The sequence below is a fragment of the Shinella sp. WSD5-1 genome, from assembly GCF_963942435.1.
GTDB lineage: Bacteria > Pseudomonadota > Alphaproteobacteria > Rhizobiales > Rhizobiaceae > Shinella > Shinella yambaruensis.
Genome location: NZ_OZ012596.1, coordinates 2,697,803 through 2,715,835 on the forward strand (window position 1 = coordinate 2,697,803; position 18,033 = coordinate 2,715,835).

Below are 18,033 nucleotides of genomic sequence, written 5' to 3' on the forward strand. Positions count from 1 at the left end.
TAGGTATGAAGGCATTGCGGCCGCGTCAATGGCCGGCGTGAATGCAGGTGAAGAATGACGTTCGACAGACATGCGCTGGGTTTTGGCGCGGGGCAACGCGCCATCTATGCCTCCGACCCCTGGGCGACCCGTGGACGGCTCCATCCGGAAGCGGAAAGCCCGACGCGGTCGGACTTCCAGCGCGACCGCGACCGCATCGTGCACACCACCGCCTTCCGGCGCCTCAAGCACAAGACGCAGGTCTTCATCGCCGCCGACGGCGACCACTATCGCACGCGGCTGACCCACACGATCGAGGTGGCGCAGATCGCCCGCGCGCTCGCCCGCGCCCTGAAGCTCGACGAGGATCTCGCCGAGGGCGTGGCGCTGGTGCACGATTTCGGCCACACGCCCTTCGGCCATACCGGCGAGGACGCGCTGCACGAGGTGCTGAAACCCTTCGGCGGCTTCGACCACAACGCCCAGTCTCTGCGCATCGTCACCAAACTGGAGCGGCGCTATGCCGAGTTCGACGGGCTGAACCTCACCTGGGAAAGCCTCGAAGGGCTCGTCAAGCACAATGGGCCGCTGATCGGGCCGACCGGCGAGTGCACCCATGGCGAGGAGGTGCCGCGGCCGATCCTCGACTACTGCGCCATGCACGACCTGGAACTCGGCAGTTTCGCGAGCATGGAGGCGCAGGTGGCGGCGATCGCCGACGACATCGCCTACAACACCCACGACATCGACGACGGCCTGCGCTCGGGCTACCTCACCTTCGAGATGCTGGAGGAGGTCCCGTTCCTCGCCAGGCTGATGCACGACGTTCGCCAGCGCTATCCGGGCCTCGAAGCCTCGCGCTTCACCCACGAGATCATGCGCCGCCAGATCACCGCCATGGTGGAGGACGTGATCGGCTATGCCCAGCAGGCGATCGGCGACGAGCGGCCGGAAAGCGCCGAGGACGTGCGCAGGGCGCGCCGCTGCCTTGCGACCTTCTCCGCGGAGATGGCGGTCACCGACAAGGAGATCAAGAGGCTGCTGTTCTCGCGCATCTACCGGCATCCGGAGGTGATGCGGGTGCGGGCGAACGCCGCCTCGATCCTCACGGACCTCTATCACGCCTATATGGACGACCCGCAGCTCATGCAGGGGCACTACTGGGTGGACCGCATCGCGACCATGCCGGAATCGGCCCGCGCCCGCCATGTCGGCGATTATCTTGCCGGCATGACCGACAACTACGCGATCAACACGCACCGCCGGCTGTTTGACCATACCCCCGAATTGCGATAGTCAGCCGCCCACCTGAACTTCTTCGCAGGAATGGCCCGGAACGGGTTGCTGCGCGCGGATGGATGAGATGAACCTTTTTACAGACTTCGACAGCAGAATCAAAAACGTACTCGAAGGACTTGAGATCGTCCGTGAAAAGCGTGGCGACCTCGACTTCGGCCGTATCAGCGTCGAGCCGCCGCGCGATGCGAGCCATGGCGACGTCGCGACCAATGCCGCGATGGTGCTGGCGAAGCCTCTCGGCCTCAATCCGCGGGCGCTTGCCGATCTCATCGTCGCCGAGCTGAAGAAGGATCCGGAAGTGGCGGATGTCGGCGTTGCCGGCCCCGGTTTCATCAATGTCCGTCTCTCCGTCGCCTACTGGCAGAAGCTGCTCGCCGCGATCGTCCGGGCCGGGACCGGCTACGGCCGGGGTGCCCTCGGCGCCGGGCGCAAGGTCAATGTGGAATATGTCTCGGCCAACCCGACCGGCCCGATGCATGTCGGCCATTGCCGCGGCGCCGTCGTCGGCGATGCGCTGGCCAACCTGCTCGCCTTTGCCGGCTATGCCGTGACCAAGGAATACTACATCAACGACGCGGGCTCGCAGATCGACGTGCTCGCCCGCTCGGCCTTCCTGCGCTACCGCGAGGCGCTCGGCGAGACGATCGGCGACATCCCGTCGGGTCTCTATCCGGGGGACTATCTGGTGCCGGTCGGCGAGGCGCTGGCCGAGGAATTCGGCACGACGCTGCGCGCCATGCCGGAACACCAGTGGATGCCGATCGTCAAGGAAAAGACGATCGACGCGATGATGGCGATGATCCGCGAGGACCTTGCCGCCCTCAACGTCACGCACGACGTCTTCTTCTCCGAGCGCTCGCTGCATGCCGGCAACGGCGCGCCGATCCGCACCGCGATCAACGACCTGACCTTCAAGGGCCATGTCTACAAGGGCGTGCTGCCGCCGCCGAAGGGCCAGCTGCCGGAAGACTGGGAAGACCGCGAGCAGACGCTCTTCCGCTCGACGGAGGTCGGCGACGACATCGACCGCCCGCTGATCAAGTCGGACGGCTCCTATACCTATTTCGCCGCCGACGTTGCCTACTTCAAGGACAAGTTCGACCGCGGCTTCGACGAGATGATCTATGTGCTCGGCGCCGACCACGGCGGCTACGTCAAGCGCCTGGAGGCGGTCGCACGGGCCGTTTCCGAGGGGAAGTCGAAGCTGACGGTGCTGCTCTGCCAGCTGGTCAAGCTGTTCCGCAACGGCGAGCCGGTGAAGATGTCGAAGCGCTCCGGCGACTTCGTCACGCTCCGCGACGTGGTCGACGAGGTCGGCCGCGATCCGGTGCGCTTCATGATGCTCTACCGCAAGAACAGCGAGCCGCTCGACTTCGACTTCGCCAAGGTGACGGAGCAGTCCAAGGACAATCCGGTCTTCTACGTGCAGTATGCCCATGCGCGCTGCATGTCGGTGTTCCGCCAGGCGGCCGAGGCCTTTCCGGACCTCGATGTCGCCGCGCTCGATCTGGCTGCCGCGATCGACGGCAACATCGCCGATCCGAGCGAGTTGCAGCTTCTGGCGAAGCTGGCAGAATATCCGCGTGTGATCGAGGGGGCTGCACTGGCGCACGAGCCGCATCGCATCGCGTTTTACCTCTATGATCTTGCCAGCGCATTCCATGCTCACTGGAACAAAGGCAAAGAGCAGCCGGAATTACGGTTTGTTAACGATAAAAATAGAGAATTGAGTATCGCCAGACTTGGGCTGGTGCACGCTGTCGCCTCTGTTCTTAAGTCGGGCCTGTCCATTACAGGCACGGCTGCGCCGAACGAAATGCGGTAACGTCACCATTTGCCCACAATAAGCTGGCAAACGCGTTTTTGTAGCTTGTGAGTGGGAAGCAGTATGGCAGACAAGAACTTCGCGCGAAGCGGAACCGCTGACACGGATCTCCTGGCGGACGACGACCCGTTGGCCGAGCTTGCCCGTCTCGTCGACTACGAGCCGCGTCCGCTTCCGGGTGCCGGCAGGTCCTTCTCCGAGCCCGCCCGGGTTGTGCCGCGATTGGACAATCCCGTTCTCGCCCTCGAGGACGAGTTGATGCGGGCCTTCGAGCAATATGACACGCCGCGCCGCGAGAGCGTCGAGCCGGTCGTTGCCGAGCGGGCGGCGCCGCGCCATGTCGAGCCCGTGTTCGATATGCCGGAGCCGGCCGCCGAGGCGCGCGACGCCATCCTCGACACGGTGCCGACGCGCGATGCCGCGCCGGTCGATGCCGGCCATCGCGAGCCTTCCTTCGAGGAGCAGTTCTTCGGCGTCGAGCCGTCCGTCGAGGAAGAGCGCCCGGCGGAGGCGCAGCAGCCGGATGCCGTTGCGAGCGATGCCGGCCACGAGCCTGCCTTCGAGGAGCACGCCGTCGAGCCGCCTTTCGTGGAGGAAGCCTTCGCCGAAGCGGCCGAGCATGACGTCCTCCTCGACGCTGCGCCGGTCGATGCCGCCCACCGTGAGCCCGCCTTCGAGGAGCAGTTCTTCGGCGTCGAGCCGTCTGTCGAGGAAGAGCGCCCGACGGAGGCGCAGCAGCCGGATGCCGTCGCGAGCGATGCCGGCCGCGAGCCCGCCTTCGAGGAACATGCGGTCGAGCCGCCCTTCGCGGAAGAGATCGTCGCCGCGGCGACGCCGGCCGACGTCGAGCCTGAGCTGGATTTCGATCCGGCCCTGCTGCTTGCCGACGAGCTCGAGGCGGCCGTGCACGACGTGCCGTCCGTCGCGATCGAGCCGGCGGCGCATGCCGGCCACCAGTTTGTCGACCGGCTGGAGCCGCGTTTCGAGCCGCCCGTGCGCAGCGAACCCGTTGCCGAGACCCCCGTTGCCGCCAGCGCCGACGAGCGCCAGCCCGTCGTGCTCGGCCTGCAGCCGCTCGCTCCCGAGGAGAACCCGATCGACGAGATCGGCCTCGACCTGGAGCGCGAGCTGGAGCTTTCGATCGGCGATGGTTTCGCCGACGACCTGCTCTCCGAGGGACACAATGCCGAAGCGGCCGCGACCACGCAGGCCGACAGCGAGCCGGTTCTCCAGGCCTTGATGTCCGATGCGGCCGCCGAACCGTTCCATGCCGAGCCGGCCTATGTCCGCGACGAGCCGCACTTCGTCGCCGAAATGCCATTCGAGACGCGGGAAGACCGCGCCCGCGCCGTGGCCGAGGCCGAGACGCAATGGCAGGATGCCGAGCCCGTGCGCGACGCGCAGCCCGACTACCGGGTGGAATCGGTCGAGCCCGGCCGCACCTACGACCAGGACGCCCTGCTGGCGGAGGTCGAGCGCTATCCCGTGCCGGAAAGCCGCTCTCCCCTGACGGCCGCCACCCTTGCCGCCGTCGGCGCGACGCCGCGCAGCGGCATGGCCAACGTTTCAGCGATCTTCGGCCGTGCGACGCCCGTCGCGCACCGCCAGCCGGCCGTCGAGACGGCCCGGACGCCGGTCGCCGAAACCGCGCATGAACCGGTCTTCGAGCCCGCGCAGGAGCCGGTGGCGGACACCTATCGCACGCCGGTCGCCGAGACCCGCCAGGAGCCCGCCGCCATGGCGACCCCGGCTGCCTCGGGCGCTGAGCTCGATCTGGAGAACCTGGAATTCGACCTTTCCGACATCGACCTCGACCTTTCCGATTTCTCGCTCGACGAGGAGCCGGTGCGGCAGGAGGACAAGGCGCCGGAAACCCGGACGGAGGCCGCCGGGCCCGTCGAGGTGCAGACGCCCGTGCGCCGCGAGCCGGCCGTCGCCGTTCCCGTTTCCACCTATACCGCGCCGCAGCCGGTGGTGGCCGAGACGGCCGATGGCGCGCTGCCCTTCGACCCGACGATGATCGCCGATACCGACGAAGGCGTCTCGCCGGTCACCGAGCTGGACGTCCCGCAGCTTCCCGTCATCGAGAAGGAAAAGCCGCCGGCCTACCAGCCCGACTACGATTTCGACATCGACGCGGAAATGGCGCAGCTCTTCAACGAGCCCGCCGCCAAGGCGCGCGGCGAAGACCTGTCGGCCGGCGTTGCCGGCGGTGCCGTTGCCGCCGCCATCAGCCAGCCGATGGCGCAGATCAACGATGTCGACGATTTCGAACGTGCCCTCGAAGAGGACTTCCGCCGCTCGCTGAACCAGCCGGAGCGCATGGCGATCCCCGTCGATCCGGGCCAGGCCAACACGCTCTATGCCGGCGACGGCTACGACGAGGAGCAGTCTCGCCCGCGCCGAGGCCTGCTGATCGCCGCCTCCATCGCGGCCCTGCTGATGGTCGGCGGCGGTGGCGTCTACGCCTGGAGCGCCTTCTCCGGCGGTGCGGCCGGCTCCGGCGAGCCGCGGGTGATCCTCGCCGACAAGGAGCCGGTCAAGATCGTGCCGGAGGAAAAGGGCGGCAAGACCGTGCCGAACCAGGACAAGGCGGTCTATGACCGCGTTGCCGGCGACACGGCCGCAACGCCGCAGCAGGAACAGCTCGTCACCTCGACGGAAGAGCCGGTCGACGTCGTCCAGCGCACGCTGACGCCGGAGACCCTGCCGTTCGATGGTCCGGAAGACGGCGTCGAGGCGGTCATCGCGGCGGAAAACGAAAACCGCGTGCTGCCGGGCGTCGACGAGCCGGAAACGGCAACGGCCGAAGGCGGCAGCAAGCCGCTCGTCTCGCCGCGCAAGGTCAAGACGATGATCGTCAAGCCGGACGGCACGCTCGTCGCCCGCGAGGAGACGGTCGGCGAACCTGCGACGGACATTGCCGGGCTCGATGCCAAGGCGACCGCGACCACCGGCAGCGCCTCGGGAGAGGCCGCCGCGACGGTCGACGCCGATGCTTCGCTGCGCGCCGAGCAGGCGGCCGGCGAAGGCCAGCCGCGCTCCGCGCTTGCGGAGGTCGCCGATGCCGAAGTCGACGACACCGCGCCGGTGCGCACCGTGAAGACGACGACGATCGGCGCCACGACCGGTTCGACGGACGGCAATGCGCCGATCCCGGGCACCCGCCCGATCGATCAGCCGGTCACCGTGGTCGGCACCGTCACCGAGAACGGCAACGTCTCGGGCACGCGGACCGCCGAGGCCACGCCGACGCAGACGCAGACGGCGGAACAGACGCAGGTCGCAGCCGTCGCGCCGGGCAGCTACGTCATCCAGATCGCCTCGCTGCCCTCGGAGGCGGAGGCCCAGAAGAGCTACAATTCGCTCTCCTCCAAGTTCTCCAGCGTCATCGGCGGGCGCGGCGTGGACATCAGGAAGGCGGAGATTCCGAACAAGGGCACCTACTTCCGCGTCCGCATCCCGGCCGGTTCGCGCGAAGAGGCCAATGCGCTGTGCAACCGCTACAAGAGTGCCGGCGGAAGCTGCCTCGTCACCCGCTGAGGTGTCGCCGAATTCCTGGGGAGGCGCGGGCATGGTCCGCGCCTCTTCGATTCCCGCGGGCCGTCGCCGAGTGGCGGGCAGGGCGCGCGCTTCGTTTTCCCCACCGAACCTTTAAGATTGCGGACATGAGCGAATCGAAATCCTTCCTTTCGGGCTGCAAGGGCCTGAGCCTGAGCGCCGACGAAAAAGCCTTCTTCCGCAGCGAGCGGCCCTGGGGCTTCATCCTGTTCGGCCGCAACATCGGCGAGCCGGAGCAGGTGGCGGACCTCACCGCCGAGATGCGTGACTGCGTCGGCGGCGGGGCGGACATTCCGGTGCTGATCGACCAGGAGGGCGGCCGCGTCCAGCGCATCAGGCCGCCGCATGTGCAGCAATATCCGAATGCCGCCGCGCTCGGCGCCATCTACCGCGCCGACGCGGAGAAGGGGCTGCGCGCCGCCTGGCTGATGTCGCGCCTGCATGCCTTCGATCTCCTGCGCCTCGGCATCAATGTCGATTGCCTGCCGGTGCTCGACGTTGCCGTGCCGGGCGTGCACGACGTCATCGGCAACCGTGCCTACGGGCAGGAGCCGGAGATCGTCTCGGAGATGGGCAAGGCCGCGGCCGAGGGCCTCAAGGCCGGCGGCCTGCTGCCGATCATGAAGCACATGCCGGGCCACGGCCGCACCATGGTCGATTCGCACCATGACCTGCCGGTGGTGCACGCGAGCCGCGCCGAGCTGGAGGCCTGTGATTTCGTGCCCTTCCGGCGCATGAAGGACGAGCTGATGGCGATGTCCGCCCACATCGTCTTCACCGCCATCGATGCCGACAACCCGGCGACGACCTCGGCGACGGTGGTGAGCGAGATCATCCGCGGCCATATCGGCTTCGACGGGCTGCTGATGTCCGATGACGTGTCGATGAACGCGCTGAAGGGCGATATTGCCGCAAGAAGCCGGGGAATCATTGCCGCCGGCCTCGACATGGTGTTGCATTGCCATGGCATCATGGAGGAAATGATCGCGGTGACCGAGAATGTTCCGCCGCTCACCGGCGACAGCCTGCGGCGGGCGAATGCGGTGCGTGCGGGCTTCCCGACGCCGGACGGGGCGGACGAGGCGGCGCTGCGCGAGGAATTCAATGCCATGATCGCGGTGGCCTGACAGCCGCCGCAAATGGTGTCCCGCGGTCGCAGCCACGCGGGGCAAGGAAAGGGGCGACGTGCAGGGAACGGGGTCGAAGCCACCGAAGAAGGGACGCGGCGCAGAGGCGCCGATGGCCGACCTGTGGCAGGACGCCGAGGCGCGGGGTCTTTCCGAGGAGAGCCTCGTCGTCGATCTTGCCGGCTTCGAGGGCCCGCTCGACCTTCTCCTGCATCTCGCCCGCACGCAGAAGGTGGACCTCACCCGCATCTCCGTGCTGGCGCTTGCCGAACAATATCTCGTCTTCATCGAGCGGGCGCGCAAGATCCGCATCGAGCTTGCCGCCGACTATCTCGTCATGGCGGCCTGGCTCGCCTATCTCAAGTCGCGCCTGCTCATTCCCAGGCAGGCGAAGGACGACGGCCCCTCCGGCGAGGAGATGGCGGCCAGCCTCGCCTTCCGCCTGAAGCGGCTGGAGGCGATGCGGGATGCGGCGACGCGGCTCGTCAACCGCAACCGCCTCGGCCGCGACGTCTTTGCCCGCGGCATGCCGGAGCACATCCCGACCGAGCGGCGTTCGTCCTTCGAGGCCTCGCTCTACGACCTGCTCAGCGCTTATTCTTCGCTGCGCCAGCGCCATGCGATCACCCAGGTCACCATCGAGAAGCGCAATGTCTGGTCGCTCTCCGATGCGCGCGAGATCCTGTCGCTGCTCGTCGGCGGCTTCGAGGACGACTGGGCGGCGCTCGACAGTTTCATCCTGCGATACCTGAGCGACCCGGCGGAACGCACCACGGCGATCGCCAGCGCCTTCGCGGCGACGCTGGAACTTGTGCGGGAAGGGCGGCTGGAGCTGCGCCAGGACGGCGCCTTCCAGCCGATCTACCTGCGCCGCGGGCCGAAGCCCGAGGGCGACGAGGACGGGAGCGACGGGCGTGGCTGAGCCGGGGGACGACGCACCGCGCGAGGCGGACGGCGGCACGATCGTCGATCCGCGCCGGCTGCACGAGGCCGCGCGCATCGCCGAGGCGCTGGTCTTCGCGTCCGCCGGTCCGGTCTCGCAGGCCTACATCGCCGAGCGCCTGCCGCGCGGCGTCGACGTGCTGCATGTCATGCGCGAGCTGAAGGCGCTCTATGCCGGGCGCGGGGTCAATCTCGTGCAGCTCGGCGACAGCTGGGCCTTCCGCACCGCGCCGGATCTCTCCTTCGTCATCCGGACCGACGAGACGGAGGTGCGCAAGTTGTCGCGCGCCGCGCTGGAGGTCCTGTCGATCATCGCCTATCACCAGCCCGTCACGCGCGCCGAGATCGAGGATATCCGCGGCGTGCAGACCTCCAAGGGCACGCTCGACGTGCTGATGGAGGCGGGCTGGGTGCGTTTCCGCGGCCGCCGCCGCTCACCGGGCCGCCCGGTGACCTTCGGCACGACGCGGGATTTCCTCGATCATTTCGGCCTGGAGGATTTGCGCGACCTGCCGGGCCTCGAGGAGCTGAAAGGCGCCGGCCTCCTGTCCGGCCGCATCCCCTCCAACTTCCAGGTGCCGATGCCGCTGCGCGAGGACGAGCTGGCGGAGGACGAGGACCCGATCACCCAGCTGGACCTGGAGGAACTCGGTCTCTTGACACCGGGCGGAAAAGAAGACGAATAGACGAAGCTTATAGAGCAGTTCCAGCAAAAGTGCGCCGCGGTTTTGCGCGCGGAACTGCGCCCACACAACGGCTGGGGCATCCTTGCGCTTCGAGGCGGCGTGAAAATGCTCTGCAGGACTGTATCGCGAGCGCACAGGCTGGCGACAGGGAAAGACTTCGGCACATGGTTCTGGATCCGTCAGGCTCCAACGGTATCGAGACGAAACGCGCATCGGCGGTAACCTTCGCGGCGCGCCTGTCCTTCGAGGATATCCGCCACAGCTACCACAACAAGGAGACGATCCGCGGCATTTCGCTGACGGCGGAGCCCGGCGAGGTCTTGTGCCTGCTCGGTCCGTCCGGCTCCGGCAAGACGACGCTGCTGCGCATTGCCGCCGGCATCGAGGCGCAGACGGCCGGCCGCGTGCTCCTGAACGACCGCGAGGTTGCCGGCCCCGCCGTCTTCCTGCCGCCGGAGCGGCGCGGCGTCGGCCTGATGTTCCAGGATTTCGCGCTCTTTCCGCACATGTCGGTGCTCGACAACGTGCGCTTCGGCCTGACGGCCCTGCCGCGCGCGGAGGCCGAGGCGGAGGCGCAGGTGGCGCTCGAACGCGTCGGCCTGTCGCACTATGCCCAAAAGTTTCCGCATGTGCTTTCGGGCGGCGAGCAGCAGCGCGTGGCGCTTGCCCGGGCGCTCGCGCCGCGTCCGTCGGTCCTGCTGATGGACGAGCCGTTCTCCGGGCTTGATTCGCGCCTCAAGGATTCGATCCGTGCCGATACGCTGGCGATCCTGCGCCAGTCGCGCGCCAGCGCCATCGTGGTGACGCACGATGCGGAGGAGGCGATGCGCATGGGTGACCGGATCGCCCTGCTGAAGGATGGCCGCCTCGTGCAGGTCGGCACCGCGGAAGAGCTCTATCTTCATCCGAGCAACATCTTCGCCGCCGCCTTTTTCTCGGAAATCAACGAATTTCCCGGCCGTGTGCGCGACGGCGTCGTCGAAACGCCGCTCGGCAATGTCGATGGCAAGCGTTTTTCCGATGGCCAGAAGGTCCATGTGGCGGTGCGCCTTTCGGGGCTGCGCGTCATGGAAAAGGACGGCGAAGTGCCCGCGCGCATATTGTCGCGGCGCTTTCTCGGGGTCGTCGAGCTTCTCGAACTCGCCATACCCGGCACGGACCAGCCGATCCGTGCCCGCGTTCGGGCAGATCAGTTGGCATCCGGATTGCGCGACGTCACGCTTTCGGCTAACCACCGCGACATTCTAGTGTTTGAAAAAGACGGCTGAACGTCTTACATCGGGGTACAAGTTCGAAAGGGAGTCAAGACAATGGGTTCTTTCAGCATCTGGCATTGGCTGATCGTTCTGGTGGTGGTGCTGCTGCTGTTCGGCCGCGGCAAGATTCCGGAACTGATGGGCGATGTCGCCAAGGGCATCAAGAATTTCAAGAAGGGCATGTCCGACGAGGAAGCCGCCGCTGCCGACAAGGCGAAGACGGTCGATCACAAGGCCGACGAGGTCAAGTGACCGGCGTACGGCGCTCCGCGTCCCCCGTGACGCGCAAAGGACGCTGCAGAACCTGGATTTGCCAGGTCGATCCGTGCGGTTTGATATCGTGCGGATCGACCTGGCGGCCGCGAACGGCGGTTCGCGGTCCATGAGGACAGTACCCTATGCTTGATGTCGGCTGGACCGAAATACTCGTCATCGCGATCGTCCTGATCATCGTGGTCGGTCCGAAGGACCTGCCGCAGATGCTGCGCACGTTCGGCCGCATGATGTCGAAGATGCGCGGCATGGCGAGCGATTTCCGCCAGCAGTTCGACGAGGCGCTGCGCGAAGCGGACCTTGAGGACGTCAAGAAGACGATCGGCGAGGCGCAGAAGCTCAATCCGCTGAACACCATCCGCGAGGCGGTCAATCCGCTGCGCCAGATGGGCGACGAGATCAAGGCGGACCTGCAGAAGACAACCGGTTCCGTCTCCTCGGCTGCGCCCGCGACAACGCCGGCCGAAGGCGTCACCGCCAGCAGCACGCCGGTCGCCGTGCCCTCCGAAGCGCAGAAGCCTGCCTCGGCCGAGCCCGTCGCCGCCGTTCCGCTGAAGGCGGGGCCGACCAGGAAAACGACGGCGAGGAAGCCGGCCGACGACGCCGCGAAGGTGTCAAAGTCGCGCAAGGCGCCCGTCAAGGCGGAAGGCGTCGGCAAGGCCGCTGCCAGGCCGGCCGCGAAGACCACTGCCGAAAAGAAGACGGCGCCCGCCAGGGCCAGAACTACAAAGACCAAGAAGGGCGACGCATGAGCGGCGACATCGAAGACAAGCCCCAGCCGCTCATCGAGCACCTGATCGAGCTCCGCCAGCGCCTGCTGTGGGCCGTCGGCGCGTTCTTCGTCGCCTTTCTCGTCTGCTTCTACTTCGCCAAGCAGCTGTTCAACCTGCTCGTCCTGCCGTTCAAGTGGTCGGTGGAGTGGGCGGGGCTGACGCACCGCAATGTCGAGCTGATCTACACGGCGCCGCAGGAATTCTTCTTCACGCAGATCAAGGTCGCCATGTTCGGCGCGCTGGTCATCGCGTTTCCGGTCATCGCCCAGCAGGTCTACAAGTTCGTCGCGCCCGGCCTCTACAAGAACGAGCGCGCCGCCTTCCTGCCGTTCCTGATCGCCTCGCCGATCCTCTTCCTCATCGGCGCCGCGCTGGTCTATTTCTTCTTCACGCCCATGGTCATGTGGTTCTTCCTGGCCATGGAGCAGGGCGGCGGCGAGGGGCAGGTCTCGATCCAGCTCCTGCCGAAGGTGTCCGAATATCTCAGCCTCATCATGTCGCTGATCTTCGCCTTCGGCCTCGTCTTCCAGCTCCCGGTTGTCTCGTCGCTCCTGGTGCGCGCCGGCTTCATCACGTCGGACACGCTGAAGGAAAAACGCAAATACGCGATCGTCATCGCCTTCGTGGTCGCCGCCGTGCTGACGCCGCCCGATCCGGTCTCCCAGATCGGCCTTGCACTGCCGGCCATCCTTCTCTACGAGATTTCCATCTATACGGCCCGACTCATCGAACGGCAGCGGGCGAGCGCCTCGAACGCGCAGGATGCGGACAGCGAGGTCGTCGCAACGCCGGAAGAGGCCGACAAGGCCTGATCTTCGGCGTTGCCGCACTGTGCTGCCGGGCGCGGGTGGGCCTCAATCCACGGAACGCCTGGAACGACAATGCTTGATATCAAATGGATCCGCGACAACGCCGCCGCTCTCGACGCCGCCCTGGCAAAGCGCGGCGCGAGCCCCCTGGCACAGGCCCTCATCGATCTCGACGAGAAGCGCCGCAGCGTCATCCAGAAGGCGCAGGACATGCAGTCGCGCCGCAACGCCGCCTCCAAGGAGATCGGCGCGGCCATGGCGGTGAAGAACGCCGAGCTTGCCGACAGGCTGAAGGCCGAGGTCTCGGCTATCAAGGACCAGCTTCCCGCGGCGGAAGAGGAGGAGCGCCAGGTCACCGCCGAGCTCAACGACGCCCTGTCGCGCATCCCGAACATCCCGCTCGACGACGTGCCGGTCGGCACGGACGAGACCGGCAATGTGGAAAAGCTGAAATGGGGCAGCAAGCCCGGCTGGAACCACAAGGCTCTGGAGCACTACGAGATCGGCGAAGCCCTCGGCTACATGGATTTCGAGGCCGCGGCGAAGATCGCCGGCTCGCGCTTCACCGTGCTGAAGGGCCAGCTCGCGCGCCTCGAGCGCGCCCTCGGCCAGTTCATGATCGACGTGCATACCGGCGAGCATGGCTATACGGAAGTGCATGCGCCGCTGCTGGTGCGCGACGACGCCATGTTCGGCACCGGCCAGCTGCCGAAATTCTCCGAGGACCTGTTCCGCACCACGGATGGCCGCTGGCTGATCCCGACCGCGGAGGTCTCGCTCACCAACCTCGTGCGCGAGGATATCCTCGACCAGGAGAAGCTGCCGCTGCGCTTCACCGCGCTGACGCCGTGCTTCCGCTCCGAGGCCGGTTCGGCCGGCCGCGACACGCGCGGCATGCTGCGCCAGCACCAGTTCATGAAGTGCGAGCTCGTCTCGATCACCGATGCGGAAAGCTCGATCGACGAGCACGAGCGCATGACGGCCTGCGCCGAGGAGATCCTGAAGCGCCTCGGCCTGCATTACCGCATCATGACGCTGTGCACCGGCGACATGGGGTTCGGCGCCCGCAAGACCTACGACCTCGAAGTCTGGCTGCCGGGGCAGGATACGTTCCGCGAGATCTCGTCCTGCTCGGTCTGCGGCGATTTCCAGGCGCGCCGCATGAACGTGCGCTACCGCGGCAGGGACGACAAGGCGACGAAGTTTGTGCACACGCTGAACGGCTCGGGCACGGCCGTCGGCCGCGCGCTGATCGCCGTCATGGAGAACTACCTCAACGAGGACGGCTCGGTTACCGTGCCGGACGTGCTGCTGCCTTATATGGGCGGCCTGAAGAAGATCGAGAAGGCCGCCTGAGGCGGAAGGCGGAGACGACATGCGCATTCTTCTGACGAACGACGACGGCATCCACGCCGAGGGACTGGCGATCCTCGAACGGATCGCCCGTGAACTGACGGACGACGTCTGGATCGTCGCGCCGGAGACGGACCAGAGCGGGCTTGCCCATTCGCTGACGCTCTCCGAGCCGCTGCGCCTCAGGAAGATCGACGACAAGCGCTACGCGCTGCGCGGCACGCCGACGGACTGTGTCATCATGGGCGTGCGCGAGGTGCTCGACGAGAAGCCGGACCTCGTGCTGTCGGGCGTCAATGTCGGCGCCAACATGGCCGACGACGTCACCTATTCGGGCACGATCGCCGGCGCGATCGAGGGCACACTGCAGGGCATCAAGTCCATGGCGCTGAGCCAGGCCTACAACCATGCCGGCGGCCGCGTCGTGCCGTGGGAGGTCGCCGAAAGCTTCGCGCCGAAGCTGATCCGCCAGCTGATGGATGTCGAGCTGCCGGACTGGACCTTCTTCAACATCAATTTCCCGAACTGCGCGCCCGCGGAGCTCAACGGCGTCGAGGTCACCAGCCAGGGCAAGCTCGATTTCGGCCTGACGATCGACGAGCGCATGGATGGCCGCGGCTTCCCCTATTACTGGCTGCGCTTCGGCGAGCGGAAGGGCGATTTCCGCGCCGGCACGGACATCCATGCGGTGAAGAACCACAAGATCTCCGTGACGCCGCTGAAGCTCGATCTCACGGACTACACGGTGCTGGATCGCGTCCAGCGCGTTCTCAACGGCGAGGATGCGGATTGAACACGGGGCGGGTGATCGAGAAGGAGGGGTTTGCCGCGCTGGCGCTGCGCCTGCGCGGCCAGGGCATCAACGATCTCGACCTGCTGACGGCCGTGGAACAGACGCCGCGCACGCTTTTCGTGCCGCCGCAATTCGCCGGCGAGGCCTATTCGCGCCGGGTCCTGCCGCTCGATTGCGGCTCCTTCATCGAGGGCATCGACCTTGCGGTGCGCCTTCTGCATCTCCTGAACCTGAAGGCCGGCCAGCGGATCCTTGAGGTCGGCACCGGTTCCGGCTTCACCGCCGCCGTCATGGGCCGCCTGACGGAGCGCGTGCTGACCGTCGACCGCTATCGAACGCTGGTCACCAATGCGCAGCAGTCGATCGAGAAGGCCGGCATCCGCAACGTCATCGTGCGCCAGGCCGATGGCAGCAACGGCATGCCGGGCGAGGGGACCTTCGATCGCATCCTCGTCACCGCCGCCTTTCCGGCGCTGCCGCGGTTCTTCGCCGAGCAGCTGGTGTCCGGCGGCATGCTGATCGCGCCCGTCATGGTCAGCGAAACCGAGTGCCGCATGCTGAAGCTCGTCAAGACCGGCAGCCGCTTCGATCGTGAAGACCTCTTCGACGTGCCCTACCTGCCGATCGTGCCCCAGATGGCGCAGGCCCTCTGACCCATCCCGACCCGTGTTTCCTCCTCGCTCGGCAGGCTTGGGCCTGCCGAGTCTTTCGGCGTTTTCCCGGAAAATCGATGTTCACAGCTGGCGCGCCTGCACGCCAGGCGAGCGTTTCGGGCGAAAATACAATGCGTTAACCTTTTGTTAACCGACGCAAGCTTCGCGCAAGCTTTAAGGCGTAGGCCCATGACGAAGCAGAAGTTTCCACACAGGGCGCCGGTTTCCCAAGGGATGCGGCGTTCCGATGGAGAGGAAAATGCACGTCTCGAACAGGATCGCCAGCAGCTCGACCAGCGACAGCCTCGCATATCTTGCGACGAGGGCTGCGGGCAAGGCTGCCGAAGAGAATGTCGAGGCGGGCTCGACCGCGCATCTGGCCGGCGGCAGCTACGATCCGTCCGCTCATGTCGGCCTTTCCGTCGACGCGCTGCTGGTCCTCAGCGTTGCGCGGGAAGAGGTGGCCTACAGCCAGCCGGCGCTCACGGATGCCGAGCGGGAGAATCTTGATACGGCCGCGCTCGAGGAGCGGGAGCATGCCGCCTTCGGCCGCTTCCTGGAGGAAGGCGACCGCAAGGCCTATTACCGCGCCTATATCGAATATTTCGACAGCATGCCGGCGGAGGACCAGCGCAGCGCCCGCTATGCCGGCACGCGCGAGCCCGCCGTCGCGGCCCTGCGCGCCATCGCCTACAACGAAAGCGCCCTCGACATGACGGCGCCCGACGCCGCCCTGGAAAACGCGACCGCCGCCGGGGACAGGGCTGCCCGGCGCGCGACGCCCATCGCGGCGATCTTCCAGCCGAGCCAGGCGGACTTCGAGAACGCCGCCCGCCTCGTCACCAGCCGCATCTCGCGCGCCGACGCCATGTATGCGACCGGCTTTTGAGCCGCTTGCGCACGCCTTTCGCCATGGTGCGGGCGAACCATGGTTATCAATTCATCAAAAAACCGATGCGGATAGCCCTGCTTTAACCGGGCAGTAACTCTAACGCGCTTTAATCGGCCTACATCAAGTAGCGTACCGATTGGGTAGTCATATGCGTAAGAGTGTATCGCCGAGTTTTGCCAGGACCACGACCCGCCTCGTTGCGGCCGCCCTGCTGGCCAGCGTCGCGACCGGGTGCAGCTCGGACGTGTCTCGTTTTGGCGGCCTCTTCTCCTCCTCCGGTCAGGACAATATCACCACCAGTTCGGTTCCGCGCCGCACGCTGCTCGGGGGCAATCCGGTTCCGCGCGGCAATGTCGGCAACGGCCAGCAGTTCGCGACGGCCGACCAGCTGGGGTCGCGCGAGGAGGCGCTCAACCAGCCGTTCCCCGATCAGGGCACGGTTTCCTACGACCCGATCAACACCGCGACCACCGGCGGCTCCGGCACGCGGCTGGCGACGACGCCGATGAGCGTCCAGCGCGGCGAGCTCGCCGATCCGACGCTCGGTGCCCGCCAGTCCGCCGAGCGCGAGGTCGCCCTCGGCCAGCAGCTTCCCGAGCGCAAGGCGAAGGCCATCGTCGAGGGCGCCGACAACCTGACGACGTCGACCGTCAACAAGGGCAAGGCCGGCTGGTCGACGCGGAACGCACCGGTCGTCATGCTGCGCCAGGGCGAAAGCGTGAAGACGCTCGCCAATCGCTACGGCGTGCCGGAAAAGGAAATCCTCGCCGCCAACAACCTGAAGCGCGCGTCGGATGCCGAGCCCGGCCAGAAGATCGTCATCCCGACCTTCAGCACCACGGCAAGCGCCGCCAAGGCCTCGACCGACAGCACGCTCAAGGTCGACAACAAGCTGCCGACGCCGGAGCGCAAGGGCGAGCAGAACGTCGCCATCCTGCCCACCACCTCCAGCCGCGAGAAGCTGAAGTCGGAAAGCGGCCAGACGAATTCGAACGTCGCCGATGCCGGCGAAGGCAAGGCCAAGGGCGGCTACGAGGTGCAGCCGGGCGATTCGCTCGCCAAGATCGCGCGCAGCAACGGCGTCTCCGTCGATGCGCTGAAGAAGGCGAACGGCCTTGAGACGGCATCGATCCGCATCGGCCAGAAGCTGGTCATCCCCGCCGGCGGCAGCGTGGCCGCGGCCGAGACGACGACCGACAGGACGGTGACCGCGTCCGTTCCGGTCAAGAAGGAAAAGGCCGTCGAGACGGCGGAGAAGAAGCCTGAAGCCTACAAGGCGCCGGTCAAGACCGTGTCGGTCACCGAAGTCGCGGAAAAGTCCGATGTCACGGAGGAAGCGCCCGAATCGACCGGCATCGGCAAGTATCGCTGGCCGGTGCGCGGCGCGGTGATCGCCGGCTATGGCGCCAATGTCGAGGGCAACCGCAATGACGGCATCGACATCTCCGTCCCGGAGGGCACGCCCATCAAGGCCGCCGAAAACGGCGTGGTCATCTATGCCGGCTCCAGCCTGAAGGAGCTCGGCAACGCGGTCCTCGTGCGCCACGACGACGGCACGGTCACGGTCTACGGCCATGCCGGCGACCTCAATGTCCAGCGCGGCCAGAAGATCCAGCGCGGCCAGACCGTCGCCACCTCCGGCATGAGCGGCAACGCCACCCGCCCGAAGGTGCACTTCGAGGTGCGCAAGAACGCCACGCCGGTCAACCCGATGACGTTCCTGGAATAGGATTCTGGTCGGTTGGAAAAACAGAAAGACCCGGTTCAACCGGGTCTTTCTGTTTGCGGGGGGTACCTGCCGAACCTCTCCAC

At 66.7% G+C, this 18,033-nt stretch carries 15 protein-coding genes; all 15 read left to right on the forward strand.

Annotated features, from left to right (window positions below):
- Positions 1 to 54: 54 nt before the first annotated feature.
- The 15 genes from AABQ55_RS13350 to AABQ55_RS13420 all read left to right on the forward strand — a co-directional run bounded on the left by AABQ55_RS13350 (position 55) and on the right by AABQ55_RS13420 (position 17,950).
- A complete protein-coding gene (locus AABQ55_RS13350) occupies positions 55 to 1,275 on the forward strand; it encodes a deoxyguanosinetriphosphate triphosphohydrolase (RefSeq protein WP_244765625.1) in 1,221 nt (406 codons plus the stop codon).
- A gap of 67 nt (positions 1,276 to 1,342) precedes the next feature.
- Entirely contained in the window at positions 1,343 to 3,103 is a 1,761-nt protein-coding gene (gene argS, locus AABQ55_RS13355) for an arginine--tRNA ligase (RefSeq protein ID WP_272805355.1), read from the forward strand.
- Positions 3,104 to 3,166: 63 nt separating this feature from the next.
- Positions 3,167 to 6,646 (forward strand): SPOR domain-containing protein, encoded by a 3,480-nt coding sequence (locus AABQ55_RS13360; RefSeq protein ID WP_272805356.1) that lies wholly within the window; start codon positions 3,167 to 3,169, stop codon positions 6,644 to 6,646.
- 125 nt (positions 6,647 to 6,771) lie between these two features.
- A complete protein-coding gene (gene nagZ, locus AABQ55_RS13365; RefSeq protein ID WP_272805357.1) occupies positions 6,772 to 7,791 on the forward strand; it encodes a beta-N-acetylhexosaminidase in 1,020 nt (339 codons plus the stop codon).
- Between the two features lie 112 nt (positions 7,792 to 7,903).
- The gene (locus tag AABQ55_RS13370; RefSeq protein WP_272805358.1) at positions 7,904 to 8,713 is read left to right on the forward strand and encodes a segregation and condensation protein A; all 810 of its coding nucleotides are present in this window, start codon (positions 7,904 to 7,906) and stop codon (positions 8,711 to 8,713) included.
- Positions 8,706 to 9,419 (forward strand): SMC-Scp complex subunit ScpB, encoded by a 714-nt coding sequence (scpB, locus tag AABQ55_RS13375; RefSeq protein ID WP_432347650.1) that lies wholly within the window; start codon positions 8,706 to 8,708, stop codon positions 9,417 to 9,419. Before AABQ55_RS13370 ends, scpB begins: the two co-directional genes overlap by 8 nt.
- A 164-nt stretch (positions 9,420 to 9,583) precedes the next feature.
- A complete protein-coding gene (locus AABQ55_RS13380; protein ID WP_244765619.1) occupies positions 9,584 to 10,687 on the forward strand; it encodes an ABC transporter ATP-binding protein in 1,104 nt (367 codons plus the stop codon).
- A gap of 42 nt (positions 10,688 to 10,729) precedes the next feature.
- The gene (locus AABQ55_RS13385; RefSeq protein ID WP_023511864.1) at positions 10,730 to 10,927 is read left to right on the forward strand and encodes a twin-arginine translocase TatA/TatE family subunit; all 198 of its coding nucleotides are present in this window, start codon (positions 10,730 to 10,732) and stop codon (positions 10,925 to 10,927) included.
- A gap of 146 nt (positions 10,928 to 11,073) precedes the next feature.
- Positions 11,074 to 11,700, forward strand: a complete 627-nt coding sequence (gene tatB, locus AABQ55_RS13390) for a Sec-independent protein translocase protein TatB (RefSeq protein WP_272805359.1) — start codon at positions 11,074 to 11,076, stop codon at positions 11,698 to 11,700.
- Positions 11,697 to 12,533 carry a twin-arginine translocase subunit TatC gene (tatC, locus tag AABQ55_RS13395; RefSeq protein ID WP_244765617.1) on the forward strand — a complete coding sequence of 279 codons (837 nt, stop codon included), beginning with the start codon at positions 11,697 to 11,699 and terminating at the stop codon, positions 12,531 to 12,533. The genes tatB and tatC overlap by 4 nt, the downstream gene beginning before the upstream one ends.
- 69 nt (positions 12,534 to 12,602) lie before the next feature.
- Positions 12,603 to 13,886, forward strand: coding sequence for a serine--tRNA ligase (gene serS / locus AABQ55_RS13400; RefSeq protein WP_272805360.1), 1,284 nt, complete (start codon positions 12,603 to 12,605; stop codon positions 13,884 to 13,886).
- Positions 13,887 to 13,905: 19 nt separating this feature from the next.
- Complete coding sequence (surE, locus tag AABQ55_RS13405) at positions 13,906 to 14,676, forward strand: 5'/3'-nucleotidase SurE (protein WP_244765615.1); 771 nt, start codon at positions 13,906 to 13,908, stop codon at positions 14,674 to 14,676.
- Complete coding sequence (locus AABQ55_RS13410; RefSeq protein ID WP_244765614.1) at positions 14,673 to 15,329, forward strand: protein-L-isoaspartate(D-aspartate) O-methyltransferase; 657 nt, start codon at positions 14,673 to 14,675, stop codon at positions 15,327 to 15,329. The genes surE and AABQ55_RS13410 overlap by 4 nt, the downstream gene beginning before the upstream one ends.
- A 259-nt stretch (positions 15,330 to 15,588) precedes the next feature.
- On the forward strand, positions 15,589 to 16,218 hold the full coding sequence (locus AABQ55_RS13415; RefSeq protein WP_272805361.1) for a biotin biosynthesis protein BioC: 630 nt from the start codon (positions 15,589 to 15,591) through the stop codon (positions 16,216 to 16,218).
- 151 nt (positions 16,219 to 16,369) lie between these two features.
- Positions 16,370 to 17,950 carry a peptidoglycan DD-metalloendopeptidase family protein gene (locus AABQ55_RS13420; protein ID WP_244765612.1) on the forward strand — a complete coding sequence of 527 codons (1,581 nt, stop codon included), beginning with the start codon at positions 16,370 to 16,372 and terminating at the stop codon, positions 17,948 to 17,950.
- Positions 17,951 to 18,033 lie beyond the last annotated feature (83 nt).

Excerpts from the sequence above, each read along its gene's own strand:
- argS (WP_272805355.1), top strand. The coding sequence starts at position 1,343 with ATGAACCTTTTTACAGACTTCGACAGCAGAATCAAAAACGTACTCGAA.
- AABQ55_RS13350 (WP_244765625.1), top strand. The coding sequence starts at position 55 with ATGACGTTCGACAGACATGCGCTGGGTTTTGGCGCGGGGCAACGCGCC.
- AABQ55_RS13385 (WP_023511864.1), top strand. The coding sequence starts at position 10,730 with ATGGGTTCTTTCAGCATCTGGCATTGGCTGATCGTTCTGGTGGTGGTG.
- AABQ55_RS13360 (WP_272805356.1), top strand. The coding sequence starts at position 3,167 with ATGGCAGACAAGAACTTCGCGCGAAGCGGAACCGCTGACACGGATCTC.
- AABQ55_RS13415 (WP_272805361.1), top strand. The coding sequence starts at position 15,589 with ATGCACGTCTCGAACAGGATCGCCAGCAGCTCGACCAGCGACAGCCTC.
- serS (WP_272805360.1), top strand. The coding sequence starts at position 12,603 with ATGCTTGATATCAAATGGATCCGCGACAACGCCGCCGCTCTCGACGCC.
- AABQ55_RS13380 (WP_244765619.1), top strand. The coding sequence starts at position 9,584 with ATGGTTCTGGATCCGTCAGGCTCCAACGGTATCGAGACGAAACGCGCA.
- tatC (WP_244765617.1), top strand. The coding sequence starts at position 11,697 with ATGAGCGGCGACATCGAAGACAAGCCCCAGCCGCTCATCGAGCACCTG.
- surE (WP_244765615.1), top strand. The coding sequence starts at position 13,906 with ATGCGCATTCTTCTGACGAACGACGACGGCATCCACGCCGAGGGACTG.
- tatB (WP_272805359.1), top strand. The coding sequence starts at position 11,074 with ATGCTTGATGTCGGCTGGACCGAAATACTCGTCATCGCGATCGTCCTG.
- AABQ55_RS13370 (WP_272805358.1), top strand. The coding sequence starts at position 7,904 with ATGGCCGACCTGTGGCAGGACGCCGAGGCGCGGGGTCTTTCCGAGGAG.
- nagZ (WP_272805357.1), top strand. The coding sequence starts at position 6,772 with ATGAGCGAATCGAAATCCTTCCTTTCGGGCTGCAAGGGCCTGAGCCTG.
- AABQ55_RS13420 (WP_244765612.1), top strand. The coding sequence starts at position 16,370 with ATGCGTAAGAGTGTATCGCCGAGTTTTGCCAGGACCACGACCCGCCTC.